A 16,894-nucleotide genomic window follows, 5' to 3' on the forward strand; every position below is an offset into this window, starting at 1 on the left:
AAGATAAAAGCTATCAGCTGTGAGCTGTCAGCTACAAGCTAAATATTCTTTTACGGTTTGAATCATCTTGGCATGCGAGTATCTGTTTCGGCTTCGTCGGTCACCGGGCGAATAATAATAAGTGGCGCTGAATTGGTAAGAAAGGAGCCGGCTTGATTTGTCCCCAAATTTGCCTTCTAAAGAAGGGGAGTTTCTAAATAGGAAAGTACCGGTTGATCTGATCCATTACCGATGGTATTTCTGAATTTGCGAAAAATTATTGACACAACCAGTTCTGACGGTAAGAATAATTCACTTACACCTGGGGGATGCTTGCATATATGCAAGGTATAAAAATAAAAACGTTTCTTCCTGATTGTATATCCGGGAAGGAACGCTTTTTGTGTTGTGAGGATATATTTTTGACGCTTTGGGTTTTGCGGGGGTGATTCTGTTTGAGGAAAGCTTATTGCCCGTGATTCTTCTATGATTACCTTCAGGTAGCACTATGTGAAGATTATGGTATAGAAAACCGAGACCCGCTTGGTTGGGGCGGAAGATAAATAATTGTACTGATAAAGTAAATGTATGAATACATAGGAAATGGATGTGGAAGTGCTATGTGTGTTTACGCCTGCCGGTTTGGATGAGATAAGCTGGTAACGCTGTTATTTGCCAAGAAAAATACGATGCGGGAGCTACTGTGTTTTTTCGCTCAGTACAGCTTGGATGATTTGAGACAGCATGTCCTGTTTTTTCTCTGAGAGAGTATATTCCGTTCCATTGAAGAGAAATGTGCTGCTCAGGATAGATCTCAGATCCGGTAGTTCTTTTGTGTTGTACGTACTTCTATCTTCCTGCAGGATATAATTCCGGGGCTTTCCTATCTGAGACAGTTCGTCAGTGGAAAGGTGCAGACCACTGCAGATTTTTACTATATTGTACATAGATCCGCCATCTACATTCTTCAGAATGGAATATAGAGTTCCATATGGCATATTGATCTTTGCGGCGAAATCTTTCAGTGTCCATCGTTGGAGGATCAGCTTTTTCAAATATTCCTCTTTTGTCATAATCGCCTCCTTACTGTTGATTTTACATAAATAATATCGAAATTTCAATGAATCAGGAGTGGGATGTGGATTTTTTAGTAATAAAAAGTTATAATGATATAATAATTTGAAATTTCAAATTAAAGGGAGAGAGGAACGTGTATAAAAATCTGATGGCAGAATTGGCAAAACAGGAGATGAGCCTTGAAGAACTGTCAAAAGAAATGGGGATCAAGCAGGAAATGCTGCTGTTGAAAATGGAAAACCGTCATGGAATTAATTTTAAGGAGGCTGTGAAGATTAAAATGATTCTAAAAACGGATATGCCGTTGGAGCAGCTTTTTTCTTGGGAGCCGATTTGAAATTTAGGATTATATGAAATAGCACTGAACCGGCAGATAGATATTCATCAGTGAAAAACTTTGTCTTTATATAAAGGCGGATAAATATGATGAGAAGTATAGAAGGAGGTGTAGGAGGTCTGTCGGGTATATAAATAAACTTTTTATATAGTTTGATATTCTTGGTGTAATTTGGTATGGCATTATGAATTTGATATATAGAGAGGAAGGGTTGTATGAACAAAATTTACAAAGTTATTTGGAGCAAAGTAAAGAATAGTTATGTGGTGGTTCCGGAAATCACCGACAGCCGCGGGAAAAGCAGCGGCAGAAGAGGCATAGGTCTCCGTACTCTTTTGTGTGCCCTGGCACTAGTGGGGAGTGTAGCATTCCCGCTAAACGTTGCTCAAGCGGTAAATCCTGCCGGAACAGGGGCAGGTGTAGCCTGGGGCCCTGGAACCGACAGTGGAACCGATCAGCACAATGTGGCGATTGGTGGTTACGCCAAGGCGCTTGGCACGGTCGCTTTGGCGTTAGGCGCACATAGTGAATCTTCAGGAGCGTATTCCACCGCCGTAGGTGGCGGATCACATGCTACCGCTAGAAATGCAGCAGCGATTGGCCCTTGGTCTGAAGCGAGAGCAGAAAATGCGGTTGCTGTTGGTGCGACTGCTAAGTCTTTAGCAGAATATGCTATGGCTGTCGGCGGGGATTCAATGGCTAGTGCTAAAAACGCACTTGCCTTAGGTGCCAAGGCTAATGCGTCAAAAAACGAATCGGTTGCTATCGGTGCACAAGCTGTATCTGCCGGAGAATATGCTGCTGCTATCGGTGGTGGCGCAAATGCGGCTAAGAAGCATGCCATCGCTATCGGTAGTCTCTCTAAAGCTCAAAATGAGGCCTCCTTGGCGGTGGGAAATAATGCAGTAGCATCGAATGATTATGCTTATGCAATCGGCGGAAGTTCAAAGGCGTCAGGTAAGTGGTCTATCGCTATGGGTACGAATGCAGTGGCTAATAATGAGGCCGGCGTAGCGATTGGTACCTGGGCAGAATCTGCGGCTGGGCACGCTACAGCTATCGGCTATAACTCTCATGCAAAAGCAATAGGCTCAACGGCTCTCGGTAGACTTTCGAATGTTACCACAGTGGATGGTACTGCTATAGGGTCTTCGACTTCCGTTACCGGCCTAAATGGTACGGCGATAGGCAACAAGGCTAAGGTAACGGCTAAGAATGGCTTGGCTATCGGTAATGAAGCAAAAGCAGAGAATGAAAATGCCGTGGCTATCGGTGCCGGAGCTGAAACTGCAGCAGCAGTTGCTACAGCATCTGAATGGATCAATGGCGAAGAACATAATTTTGCAGGCGCTAACCCCGGTTCTACGGTAAGTGTAGGCAAGGCAGGTGCAGAACGGACGATTACCAATGTCGCGGCTGGTCGTCTTTCTGCTACCTCTACCGATGCCATCAACGGCAGCCAACTGTATGCGGTGACTAAGGAAATGGATAAAGGCGTAGTGTATGCAGGTGATGTAAAGGCTGCAGGAGCTGCGGATAATAAGTTTACTCAAAAATTAGGCGCGCAAACTAATGTTGTTGGCGGCGTAGCAGATGAATCTAAATTGAGCGATAACAATATCGGTGTAGTATCCAATGGAAGAAATACGCTGAATGTTAAACTGGCAAAAGAACTTAAAGGTTTGACCAGTGTAACGACCGGCGATACGGTTATGAATACTGAAGGTGTGACTATCACCGGAGGTCCAAAAATCGTAAAAGTCGGTATTGATGCGGGCAATAAACAAATCACAAACGTTGCCAGCGGCGGAAATGTAATTACAAACGGTGCCAATATCGGCGATATCAACCGTATTGTCGAAGCAAAAGATAAATACGTGACTGGCGGTACCGCGAGTTACCAGGGAAACGGCGATGGCACAGCTGAATTGACAGTTAAAAACGGTTTAACTGCTAATGTGACAGGTCTCAAAAATAACTATGTTACAAGCGGCAGCGTTTCCAATGACGGCAAGACTTTGACATTGGAACGGAATGATACAGGCAAAGTCAATGTTGATCTGAGCAATGTATTCACCGAAGTGGCAAAGGGAGACTATCGTCTGGTAGCAAATCCTGCAGCAGGAAGCCAGGGTAAATATAAACCTGACAGCAATGGCAACATGGTATTGACTGTAGCGAATGATAAAGGTGACACGAAACAGGTTACGCTGACGGACATCGCTTCCAAAACGCAGCAGGATACCAATACAACAAACATCACAAATATCAACAATACCATTGCGAAAGGTTTGAACTTCGCTGGTGATACCGGTGCAGACATCAACAAGCAATTGGGCGAGAAGTTATCCATCAAGGGCGGTGCTTCTGCGGACTTGACAGATAACAATATCGGTGTAATATCTGATGGTGCTCAACTAAATGTTAAGCTTAAAAAAGATGTTAACCTAGGTCCTAACGGTAGCTTGACTATCAACGGAAAAACTTATGTCAATAAAGACGGTTTGAATGCGGGTGGTCAAAAAATTACTAACGTAGCACCTGGTACTGATGGAACGGATGCTGTCAATGTGGATCAATTAAATGCTGCTATTGGCGGTACATCCAAAGCGACAACCGTAAAAGCTAAGGATGCTAACGTAACCGTTACAGAAGGCGTTAACGCTGCTGGTGGTAAAGAATATACAGTTGGATTAGGTGATAAGGTTACTCTTGGTTCAGATGCTGATAAGAAAGTTGTTATAGATGGCACTACCGGTACGATTACGGCCGGAGATAAGGTGACTATTAACGGTGCAACAGGTGATATTAAGGCCGGAACAGTTAAAATAACCGGCGCAGGTACGGTAAACGAATTGACTAACCGTACATGGGATATCGATAACCCTACAGTTGTACATGGTCAAGCGGCAACAGAAGACCAATTGAAACATGTTAGTGACGGTGTAAAAAATAACAAAACCGATATTACAAACATCAATAACACCATTGCAAAAGGCTTGAACTTCAAGGGCGATGATACAACTGTTATCAATAAACAATTAGGCGAACAGTTAGATATCAAAGGTGGTGCTGATGCAAATAAATTGTCTGATGACAATATCGGCGTAGTATCTGCAAATGGTGCGCTTAATGTTAAATTGTCAAAAGAATTGAAAAATTTAACTAGCGTAACTACCGGTAATACTGTTATGAACACTGATGGTTTGACTATCAATGGCGGTCCTAAGATTGTTAAGGACGGTATCGATGCAGGTAATAAGAAGATTACTAATGTAGCAGCCGGTACTGATAACACGGATGCAGTTAACTTTGGTCAATTGAAAGACGTTGTTGCAGCAGGTAAAACTATCCTTAAAGACGGTAAAAATACAACCGTTGAAGGCGATGGTTCCGCTAATAATCCATACAAAGTTAACGTAAATGACGATTTGGTGCTTGGTAAGAAGGGTGCTGACGGCAAAGACGGCTCCATCGGAGTTAACGGTAAAGACGGCTCCGCTGTTGTTATCAATGGTAAAGACGGCTCTATCGGCTTGAATGGTAAAGATGGTGCTAACGGCATCTCCATTAAAGGTGGCGACGGTAAACCTGGCGTTGACGGTACAAACATCACTCGTCTCGTTATCGAAGAAAAGAACGGCGAAAAACATGATGTTGCAACATTGGATGATGGCATGAAATATGGCGGTGATACAGGTGCTGTTATTAAGAAAAAACTTAATGAACAAGTTAATGTAGTCGGTGGCATTACTGATGTAAATAAATTGACTACTGATGACAATATCGGTGTTGTATCCGATGGTGCTAACAACTTGAAAGTTCGTCTTGCTAAGGACTTGAAAGGCTTGAACAGTGTAACTACTGGTAATACTGTTATGAACAGTGATGGCTTGACTATCAATGACGGTCCCAAGATTGTTAAGGACGGTATCGATGCCGGCGGTAAGAAGATTACTAATGTCGCTGAAGGTACCGATGGCACTGATGCAGTAAATGTTAACCAATTGAGTAAAGCGGTAGCTGGTGCTACAACTAAACTAGAGAATGGCAAAAATACAACAGTGACCTCCACAACTAATAATGATGGATCTAAGACATATAAAGTAAATCTCAATGATGATATTACTCTTGGAACAGATCCTGATAAGCAAATCTCCATTAAAGGTTCTGAAGGCACAATCCAAGCAGGTAAAGTAACTGTTAACGGTACAGGCGGTACAGTGAATAACTTGACTAATAAGACTTGGGATCCTGCTCATATCACTAGTGGACAAGCGGCAACCGAAGATCAATTGAAATTGGTTTCCAACGAAGCTGGTAAACATTCTTCTGTATCGGAAGGTAGCAATATTAGCGTAACTAAAGGAACAAATGCAAATGGTGGTGTAGACTACAAAGTATCTGTAATCGATACACCGACATTTAAATCGGTAACAACTGGTAACACTGTGATGAACAATAGTGGCTTGACAATTAAGAACGGTCCTAGCATCACAGAAACCGGTATCGATGCAGGTAATAAGAAGATTACTAATGTTGCAGCAGGTACAGCTGATACGGATGCCGTTAACGTTAGCCAATTGAAACAAATTGGCGGCAATATCAAGAACATTGATAGCCGTGTGAACAGAGTTGGCGCAGGTGCAGCGGCATTGGCAGCACTTCATCCTCTAGACTTCGATCCTGATGATAAATGGGATATCGCTGCAGGCTATGGTAACTATAAAGACGCTCACGCAGCTTCAATCGGTGCATTCTACCGTCCAAACGAAGATACTCTATTTAGTGTAGGTGGTTCCTTCGGCGGTGGCGAAAACATGTTGAATGCTGGCGTTAGCTTGAAACTTGGTCAAGGCAATCACGTATCTACTTCCAGAGTAGCTATGGCGAAAGAACTTAAGGATCTTCGTGCGGAACTTGAAAATATGAAGGGCGCACTCATGAAAGTATCCGAAGGTAAACAGCTTAACTCCTTGGATTTGGATAAGATGCAATTCTTCCCAGATGTGCCTGAAAACCACTGGGCATATGACTATGTGGCAACATTGGCAGGTAATGGCATCATCGTTGGCTACCCAGATGGTAAGTTTGGCGGAGACCGCATGATGACTCGTTATGAAATGGCTGCTTTGATTTACAGAGCTATTCAAAACGGTGCTGTTGCCGATGAACAAATGGCTAGAGCTCTTAAAGAATTCCAACCAGAACTTGAACGTATCAGAGTGGATACTATTTCTAAACATAAAGATGGTACTCCTGATATTCAACGTGTTCGCGTTATCAAAGGTCGCGGTTAATCGAAGCGAAAGGCTTTCATATGAAAAAATTCTGTTTTCTTGTGATTGGAATGTTATCAATACTATTGCTGTCGGGAGCTATGGCCTCGGCGGCAGATGGTATTACCGTAAGAGGTCAGTTTGAAGGGGCCTATGCAAAAAATGTATATCGTTTTGTCACACCTGAGGGACAAGAAATTTCTGCCATGATGGAAAATGGAGGCAAGATAATGAGTTACACGTTTTTTCAGGCGTCAGGTTATATAGCCCATAATCAGGCTCAACAACCTATACTGATTATTCAAAAAGTGGCTTATGAAGATCGTCTTTCAAATCAACCCATGGTGAGCTACAGAAAAGATGTTGAAGATTCTTCTTCAAAGATAATGACACGGAAACCTCCTAAGGTTGAGATAACTCGTGATGCAGGCTATTTTCAAGGTCCTGTAAAGAGCGATCTTAACAATTGGTATCAAGTCAATCCTGGCGCTTTACGCATAGATCAGCTAGATGGTTATCAAGTTGCGTGGAATTTATCCGGGATTCCAATGAGGACTAAAATCTGTACCGTTGGTAGAATTATATCCTCTGCGGAAGGCGGACTCATGAATTTCCGTACGGCTCAAGGGACTACTATTCTTGTAGATCTCAATGGTGCAGTTGTTCCTATGGGACAACGGGTAACCATTTTGGGGATTATCTCCTCTCCGTCGGTATTGATGATTCAGTTCGTACACAGCATTGGCAGCGAATGAGATAAAGGATCTTTTTAAAAATAAAACCAAATAAACTTTTCTCCGGAAAGAGCTTTTATCAATACGATGCCTTGGAATAGGGCTGGACGGTCAATGACAGAACGTCAATATATCATTTACAACCTATAATTTTATAAAATCTTTGTAAAAAACTTTGAGTTATGTCTCCTTGAATGTATAATAGTAGTATTGAGGAGACATAGCTCATTTTGTTTTTTTAGGGAGTGTGTTTTTCAATCCAAAGGGAGGAAAATTATGAATCACATTTATAAGGTTATTTGGAGTCGAGTGAAGCATTGCTACGTAGTGGTTTCCGAAATCGCTACTAATGGTGGAAAAAGCAGAACCGTTTCTGAAAAGAAAAATGCATCATTCGGTGCACTTTTATGCGCTTTTGCCTTGGTAGGATGTTTAATGCCGGGTGTGGCAGAAGCATCATTTAATGCGGGAATTGGGTCTTCTGTATTTCATAAAAACAGTATTGCTGTAGGGGATACTGCTAAGACTACACAAGAATATACGGTGGCTCTCGGTAGCAGAACACAGGCAACTGATATATATGCTATCGCTATCGGTGACCAAGCAAAAGCTACAGGTCAAGGGGCGACGGCTATAGGTTCTTTATCTCTATCTACGGCACTACATTCTCTTGCTGTTGGTGATCAAGCTCATGCTACGGGTCAAGACAGTTCGGCATATGGTCTTAAATCTCAAGCTACCGGATTGGCCAGTGTAGCAGTGGGAGCCGATGCTAAGGCAAACAGTCAAAATGCAATCGCCATGGGTAACACATCTACTGTAACAGGATTAAATGCTATAGGGATTGGTTCCTTAGCAAATGCGGCAGGTACTCAAACGGTCGTAGTAGGACGTCAGGCCAATTCCGATGCAAATTCTGAAAACAGTGTTGCTATAGGTCAAGGCGCTCATGCAGGGGGACAAAAAAGAGCAAACGATTCTTATTCTGCAAGTACTATTGCCATTGGTAATGTAGCACATGCAATGGAAAATGGCGATATTACTATTGGTCGTCAAGCTACAAGCTCGGTATCCAAATATCATAATCAAGAAGGATCTGGTGCAGTTGTCATGGGGGCGGAAGCTCATTCTTACGGCTCTCGTGGTGATGTGGTTATTGGTTCCGGAGCGGAAGCCAGCATCATTAGAAAGGGCGTTACCAATCCTGATGATAATCCTGAATACTCTCAAGGCACGGCTATCGGTAGTATGGCAAAGGTGTATGGCACTCAATCTATAGGTATCGGGGGAGATGTAAGAGCTATTGGTCATTCCTCTATTGCCATCGGTGGAGATGATATTGAAACGGCGAAGCCTGATTTGAATACAGTAGTGCCTGATATGGCGGTTGCTGGGACACAAAAAAACTTTAATCGAGAACTGGCCGCTCTATACCCTGGAACTACATTGGGATCTGGTGCACTTAATGATAGTAAAAAGTATGTAAATACCGCTTCTATCGGTCATGGCAGTATGGCTATCGGTATGATGACGCAGTCTCTTGGTACGGGTTCCACGGCAATCGGTGTTAACTCATTGACAAAAGGCGTTGCCAGTACAGGTATCGGTGTCATGGCACGAAGCTGGGGTAAAAATTCTCTTGCCGTAGGTAGCCAGGTAGGTGCGTATGGTGACAAAGCCATATCCATTGGTGATACGAATACAGTTGGTTTCGATATGACCGATGGCGCTACATCCGGTACTAAATCTGCTGCTCTCGGTGTAGAAAATAAAGTGTATGGAAGCAATTCCTATGCTATTGGTGATGGTAATACGATTGGTTCCGCGACTATTACGGAAACCACAGAAACTAATGGCGATAAGATTAAAAAGGTTACTGCCGGTACGGTTAAAGGTAATACGGCAGGCGCTTTCGGTAATAAGAATACCATCACAACGGATAATGCGTATGCGGTAGGTAATAATTCCACAGCTTCTGCTGATGGGGCCATGATTCTAGGGAGCACTGCATCCGTAACAGGAAAGAATGGTGTGGCTCTCGGTAACAATACAAAAGTAGCAAATGAAAATGCCGTAGCTATCGGTAATGGTTCTGAAACAGAGACAGCAGTGGCGACACAATCCGCAACGATTAATGGAGAAGCTCATAATTTCGCCGGTGTAAATCCGACTTCCACGGTGAGTGTAGGCAAGGCGGGTGCAGAACGGACCATCACTAATGTGGCGGCCGGTCGTATTTCTGCTACATCGACTGATGCTATTAATGGTAGCCAATTATATGCGATGACTACGGAAATAGATAAGGGAGTAGCTTATGCAGGTGATGTAAAAGCTGCTGCGGCTCCGGATAATAAGTTCACCCAAAAACTAGGTGCTCAAACTAATATTGTCGGTGGCGTGACCGATGAGTCTAAATTGAGTGATAACAACATCGGTGTGGTATCTAACGGCACGGATACGTTGAATGTCAAATTAGCTAAAGATCTAAATGTAGACAGCGTAACAACAGGTACTACGGTAATCAATAATAATGGATTGACCGTTGGTGGAAAGAGCTTTATTACTCCGAATGGTATCAATGCCAATAATGCGCCTATTACGAATGTTGCCGACGGCAACGTAGCCCCTAACTCTAAAGATGCTGTCAACGGCGGTCAATTGAACGAAGTAAAAGCGTTAGCCGGCAAACATACCATTGTGAAAGTAGATGGACAAGAAAACAGAACTGACGGTAACTTGCTCATCACTAAGACTGACAATAATGGTCAAGCTACTTATGATTTGAAGTTAAATGATAATCTAGCAATCGGTAAGGAAGGTCCAACAGGTAAAGATGGTTCCATCGGAGTCAAGGGTAAAGATGGTTCTGCTGTTGCTATCAACGGTAAAGACGGTTCCATCGATCTTAACGGTGCAAATGGTGCAAACGGTCTTACTATGAAGAGCGGTGACGCGAAACCGGCTGTAGATGGTACCGGTATTACTCGTCTCGTTCTTGAAGAAAACGGAGTGAAACACGACGTTGCAACTTTGGATGATGGTTTGCAATTCACAGGTAACAATGAAAACACCGTTAATAAACACAAATTAAATACCTTGGTAAAGGTACAAGGTGAAGGTGTGACACAGGCGGATTCTGATAATTTTGCAAGTGCGTCCGGCAACATCAACGTAAAGGCGAACGGTACAGACAAATTAGAACTTCAATTGGCAAAAGATCTTAAGAATCTCGACTCCGTAACTGCAGCTAAGACTGTGAAAGCAGGCGATGCTGTTATGGGCGGCCAAACAGTGACTAATGCAGGCGGAGATAATGAAACCGGTAATTATGTAACAGGTTTAGATAATAAGACTTGGAATCCGGATAAAATTGTATCCGGTCGTGCTGCCACAGAAGATCAAGTGAAAGATGCTATAGCGGCTCAAACGGCTACGGGCCTTAAGTTTGATGCCAATGTGGGTGGTGTGAAAACTAATAAATTAGGCTCCACTGTGCTTGTGAAAGGTGAAGGCACCGCAGCCGATAATGATTACAGCGGTGAAAATATCAAGACTTTCATCACCCAAGATAATGATGGTAATACTACTATTAACGTGAAGATGAATAGAAGTCTCCTAGCTGATTCCATCAAGGTCAATAAAAAAGGTAAAGATGCCAAAGATGGCGTTACCCTTACAGGCCCTGACGGAGCAAACGGTACAGATGGCAAGGTAGGTATTTCCGGTAAAGACGGTAAAGATGCGGTATCCATGTCCGGTAAGGATGGTGTCGGTCATATCGGCTTGAATGGCAAGGATGGCCGTAATGCTGATATGATAGTCGATAAAGGCACTCCTGATCTTGACGGTAATGAAATCACTCGTATTAAATACACCGATGAAAATGGTACCCCTCATGAAGTGGCAACCAAAGATGATGGTATGATGTACGGTGGTGATTCCGGTACTGTTATCAAGAAGAAACTTAACTCGCAAGTCAATGTTAAGGGCGGTATCACTGATGAAAATCTATTGACCGATGAAGATAATATCGGTGTTGTTTCCGATGGTAACAATACATTGAAATTACGCTTGGCGAAAGATTTGCAAGGTTTGAAATCTGCAACTTTCAAAAATGGTAATGTTAATACTGTTATCAACGGTGACGGTATGACCATTACTGAAACAACTCCGACTGGTAATAATTCGGTGAGCCTCACTAAAGATGGTCTCAATAACGGCGGTAAAAAGATTACCAATGTAGCTGAGGGTACTGATCCTAATGATGCAGTCAATGTTAATCAGTTGAAAAAAGCGACTGATGCAGCGACTACTACAGTAACTGCCGGCAACAATATCACTGTTACACCAACTACTAATCCTAATGGTTCCACGAATTATGAAGTTGGTCTTAAAGATCAAGTGACATTGGGTTCAGATCCTACGAAACAAATCGCGCTTGATGGTACTACAGGTACGATCAAGGCCGGCGATAAGGTAACAATCGATGGCAACAAAGGTAATATTACTGCAGGTAAAGTGGCGATCGATGGTGAAAATGGTATCATCAAGGCCGGAGATAAGGTGACTATCGACGGTAAAGACGGTAAGATTGATGCAGGTAAAATCGCTGTGGACGGTAAAGACGGCTATGTTACCGGATTGGAAAATAAAACATTTGATCCTGCTAATATCGTTAGCGGCCGAGCTGCCACGGAAGATCAATTAAAAGCATCTCATGACTCTTTAAATCAAAAGATTACCAATATGGGTGATGAAATCACGAAGAAAGGCATGGATTTTGCAGGTAATACAGGCGAGTTCCACCGTGATTTAGGTCAAAAGGTTACTATTAAAGGCGAAGGTACCGAAGCGGATGATAAATATTCCGGTGAAAATATCAAAACCGTAGCTGATCAAGCGGGTAACATCACCATCAAGATGGCGAAGAACATCAAAACCGATAGCGTAACTACTGATAAGGTGAAGGTCGGTAAAGATGGTCAAGACGGTGTTTCCATTACAGGTCCTAACGGTGCTGACGGTACAGATGGAAAGGTAGGCATTTCCGGTAAAGACGGTAAAGATGCTGTATCTATGTCCGGTAAAAACGGCATTGGTCATATCGGATTAAACGGTAAAGATGGACGCAGTGCTGATATCACCGTTGAAAAAGGCGATCCTAACCTTGATGATAAAGAAATCACTCGCATCAAGTATAAAGATGAAGATGGTACGACTCATCAAGTGGCAACCAAAGACGACGGCATGAAATACGGTGGTGACAGCGGTAACGTTATCAAGAAGAAGCTTAACACTCAAGTCAATGTTAAGGGTGGCATTTCCGATGAAAGTAAATTAGTGGATGAGGCTAATATCGGTGTTGTTTCCGATGGCACAGATACCTTGAAATTGCGCTTGGCAAAAGACTTGCAAGGTCTTAACACTGTAAATGCTAATACAGTCAATGCTACAACCGTTAATGCTACAACAGTAAAAACAGGTGACAGTAGCTTAACTAATAACGGTTTGACTATCGAAAACGGTACAGCCGGTAAGCCTGTTTCTGTTACTAAAGACGGTTTGGACAACGGTGGCAACAAGATTATAAACGTAGCACCTGGCGAAGTTTCCGCAAACAGCACAGATGCTGTAAACGGCAGCCAATTATATGGTTTAAGTGGTCGCGTTTCTAAATTAGGTACACAGATTAACCGTGTAGGTGCTAGTGCCGCTGCATTAGCCGGTTTACATCCGCTAGACTTCGATCCTGATGATAAATGGGATTTCGCGGCTTCCTATGGTAATTACAAAGGCACAAATGCCGTTGCTATTGGTGCATACTATCGTCCTAATGAAGACACTATGGTCAGCGTAGGCGGTTCTTTCAGTGGCGGCGAAAACATGCTTAACGTAGGGGTAAGCTGGAAATTTAGTCAAAATAATACGGTATCTCGTTCACGCGTTTCCGTAGCAAAAGACGTGTTGGGCTTGAAACAACAAGTAGAAATGTTGACTAAGAAATTAGAAGCTTATGAATCCGGTCAAGCTCCGGTTCCTGGAAACGGCTCTCGTCATGCCATGGTATTCCCTGATGTTCCTGAAAATCACTGGGCATATCAATATGTTAAGACATTGGGAGAACGTGGATACTTACAAGGTTATCCTGATGGAGAATTCAAAGGCGATCGTACGTTAACACGTTATGAATATGCGGCTATTATCTATAGAGCATTACAAAATGGTGCACCTGTAGATGGAAATATGGCTCGTTCTGTTGATGAATTCGGCTCCGAACTCGAATCTATTAGAAATATCGATAGATTCCGTGTGGATCGTGTGTCCGGCGGCGATAATGATCGCAATAAGGTAGAACGTATTCGCATCAACGATAAAGACGATGTTGACCAAAACGACTACAGAGATAACTATGGATCTCGCATTGAAAAAACAAAATAATCGATGTATCATAGCATATTATTAGGGAAATGAAATACTATTTCTCACTAAGAAAAAGGAAATGACATAGCATTTCTCACTAAAAAAGAGATGGCTGATCAAAGGAGATTGGCCATCTCTTTTTGTATTCATATGGAAAGTTTATGAAGTAAAATTAATAAATGATATATGTTATATTAGACGTTTTGCTCTCTTTGTTAAAACGGTTTAGCCTATATTTATGAGGTTTTGCAACGAGTTATGTAAAACGTTTACAAATTTTTTCAATGTGCTATAATATTCATGTAATTATCATGATTTTGTGATAAAAGTTTTGCCGATGGAGACGAAGTTAATGTTTATGAAATGGGGATTGAACGATATGAACAAACGGAAACGTTTATTAACACTGTTGATTAACGGTGTATTAATGTCTAGTCTTTGCATTGCCTACGCGGCACCTGATAATAATCCGGGTTCTGGTAACGGTGTGGCTATTGGTACAGGTAGTAATGCACCAAAAGCGGAAAACGTGGCTATTGGTAAGGGTGCCCTTATTAAGTATTCCAATGGTGCGAGTGATGCTACAGGTGATGTTGCTGTAGGTAATGGTGCTTATATCGACAACTACGCCAGCCAAGGCGGTAGTGTTGCCATCGGTAAAAATGCAAAAATTGAAAACATGACAGGTGGCGTTGAAGCAAGCTTTGCTCTAGGTCAAACGACTTACAGCGGAAGTCTGTTCTCTTCTGTTAAAATCCCTGCAGACCCTACGAAGGTTGTGGGCAGTATTGCAATTGGTGATAATACATTTGCACGTACCGGCAGTACAATGATTGGTTCTCATAATTACAAAGGTAAGTTGGGTGATATCGATGTAGATAGTGCTACGACTAGAGAATATGCTCTTAATGTATATGCTACAACCATCGGTGCTAACAGCTTCAGCAATGGCGCTTTCACTACGAATACAGGTGTGTATAACATCATGTCTAGTGAATATACCGGTGGACGTTTTTCAAACCCGTTCAAGAACTTTGGTGCTACGATTACTGGTTCATTAAACAGCATTGAATCACAAACTGCTAATAACCGGTATGCAGGTATTGCGAACAGTATCGTAGGTACAGCGAATAGAACATTTAATTCCAACGGTTCCATCGTAATGGGTGCCGGCAATGAGATTACAAATTCCATTACTACTATTTCGGCTCCAAATGATGGTGGTAATTCTGCCAAGGCGTTAGCAGATAACTTGCGTGGTGCTATTAAAAACTCTAAGAGTGGCGGTGCTACCATGGCTCTCGGCGGTGGTAATAAGGCCGATTATACATTGCGTACATCCATAATCGGTGTGAACAACACGATCACGGGTGCTAAGGGTGATGAAAGCACCAATAACCTTTCCATGGGTGTTGATAATACAGCGGATAAGGTTAAAAATACAACCGTAATCGGTACGAAAAATAATATAACTAACTCTACAGGGACGCTCGTTCTTGGCGATAAACGTACCGTGACGGACGCTAACCATGCGGTTATCATGGGCTCCAGCGATAACGGCACAACGATGAATGTCGATGATGCGGTAGCTGTAGGCCACAATACAGATGTTTCCGTAGCAGGTGGTGCCGCTATCGCTAGTGAAGCAAAGGCCGGCGTTGATAAAGGTGAAGTTGGATATGATCCAAGTACAAAGGCTGCATCCACTGAAACGAACGCTACATGGAAATCGACGCGTGCTGCAGTATCTGTCGGCGATGTGGACAATGGTGTGACTAGACAAATTACGTCTGTAGCAGCCGGTTCAAAAGATACAGATGCTGTTAACGTGGCACAACTTAAACAATTACAAAACCAAGTAAATTCTGTTGGTTCAACAACTGTTAGCGCAGGTAATCACATCAAAGTAGATGCTACGACAAACGGCAATGTTAAGGACTACAAGGTTAGCTTGGCTGATGATATTACTAATCAAATCAACAATAACACAACGAATATCACGAACATTCAAGGTGATGTTAATAACATTAAACAAGATGTAACTAACATTCAAAATAATATTACAAATATCGGTCAAAATATTTCTCGTTTCGATAGAAAAATCAATCGAGGTGTAGCAGGTGCTGCCGCTCTTGCCGCTTTACATCCATTGGATTTCGATCCTGATGCAAAATGGGATTTCGCAGCCGGTTATGGTCATTTCCACGATGGTAATGCCGCTGCATTGGGTGCTTTCTATCGCCCTAATGAAGATGTACAACTCAGCATCGGCTCCACATTGGGTAATGGTGAAACCGTTGTTAATGCCGGTCTTTCCGTGAAAGTCGGCGCTCATAGCAATGTATCCCGTTCCCGCGTAGCTGTTGGCAAGGAAGTGTTGGAACTTAAGAAAACTGTAGCCGTACAAAATGCACAAATTCAAAAATTGACTGCCATCATCAATAGCTTGGCAGGCATGAATATGAAGGCGGATCGCACAACATTGTTCCCGGATGTACCTAGCAATCACTGGGCTTATGATGCAGTATATGCACTTTCTGAACGTGGATTGGTAGAAGGGTATCCTGACGGTACATTCGGCGGAGACCGCATGATGACTCGTTATGAATTCGCTCAAATCGTATACCGTGCTATTCAGAACGGTGTAAGCGTAGATGAACGTCTCGTAACGGAATTTGGTCCTGAAATGGCGTTGTTCCGCGTGGACACAGTTGCAAAAGACGCTAACGGTCAACCAACTATCGAACGTGTCAGAGTTAACAAAAAATAATTAATCAGATACCGTATTGAGTTTTATTTATATTGATTGATGTATCGCATATTGATTAATAGGTATAAATTATATTAGGAATAATATAATTAAAGACTTATATACTACCATACTATCTGATTAAAATAGACAATAAATAGGGTAGTAACTGTCGAAGTTGCTACCCCATTTTATTATTGTCTTTAGACTGGTTCGAGACGTAGTCGCGAATCATAAAACCACCCGCTATGCGGGTGCGGCAACGAAAGTTATACAAAAAAATCACCTTGCTTAAGTATAATGTAGGTGTTCAAGCCGC

Annotated in this window: 6 protein-coding genes; 5 read left to right on the forward strand and 1 reads right to left on the reverse strand. The window is 42.5% G+C overall.

What is annotated here, in order from left to right; all coding sequences use genetic code 11:
• Positions 1–677: 677 nt before the first annotated feature.
• Positions 678–1,052 (reverse strand): helix-turn-helix transcriptional regulator, encoded by a 375-nt coding sequence (locus Q0507_RS03380; RefSeq protein WP_298712372.1) that lies wholly within the window; start codon positions 1,050–1,052, stop codon positions 678–680.
• A gap of 137 nt (positions 1,053–1,189) precedes the next feature.
• On the opposite strand from Q0507_RS03380, the gene Q0507_RS03385 reads away from it, so the two are divergent.
• The 5 genes from Q0507_RS03385 to Q0507_RS03405 all read left to right on the forward strand — a co-directional run bounded on the left by Q0507_RS03385 (position 1,190) and on the right by Q0507_RS03405 (position 16,596).
• The gene (locus tag Q0507_RS03385) at positions 1,190–1,393 is read left to right on the forward strand and encodes a hypothetical protein (protein ID WP_298712418.1); all 204 of its coding nucleotides are present in this window, start codon (positions 1,190–1,192) and stop codon (positions 1,391–1,393) included.
• Between the two features lie 215 nt (positions 1,394–1,608).
• A complete protein-coding gene (locus tag Q0507_RS03390) occupies positions 1,609–6,693 on the forward strand; it encodes an ESPR-type extended signal peptide-containing protein (protein WP_298712421.1) in 5,085 nt (1,694 codons plus the stop codon).
• 80 nt (positions 6,694–6,773) lie between these two features.
• On the forward strand, positions 6,774–7,427 hold the full coding sequence (locus Q0507_RS03395) for a hypothetical protein (RefSeq protein WP_298712424.1): 654 nt from the start codon (positions 6,774–6,776) through the stop codon (positions 7,425–7,427).
• Positions 7,428–7,682: 255 nt separating this feature from the next.
• Positions 7,683–13,844, forward strand: coding sequence for an ESPR-type extended signal peptide-containing protein (locus tag Q0507_RS03400; protein WP_298712429.1), 6,162 nt, complete (start codon positions 7,683–7,685; stop codon positions 13,842–13,844).
• A gap of 361 nt (positions 13,845–14,205) precedes the next feature.
• On the forward strand, positions 14,206–16,596 hold the full coding sequence (locus Q0507_RS03405; RefSeq protein WP_298712431.1) for an S-layer homology domain-containing protein: 2,391 nt from the start codon (positions 14,206–14,208) through the stop codon (positions 16,594–16,596).
• Positions 16,597–16,894: the final 298 nt, after the last annotated feature.

It is taken from the genome of uncultured Veillonella sp. (genome assembly GCF_938010505.1).
In the GTDB taxonomy this organism is placed as follows: Bacteria; Bacillota; Negativicutes; order Veillonellales; family Veillonellaceae; genus Veillonella.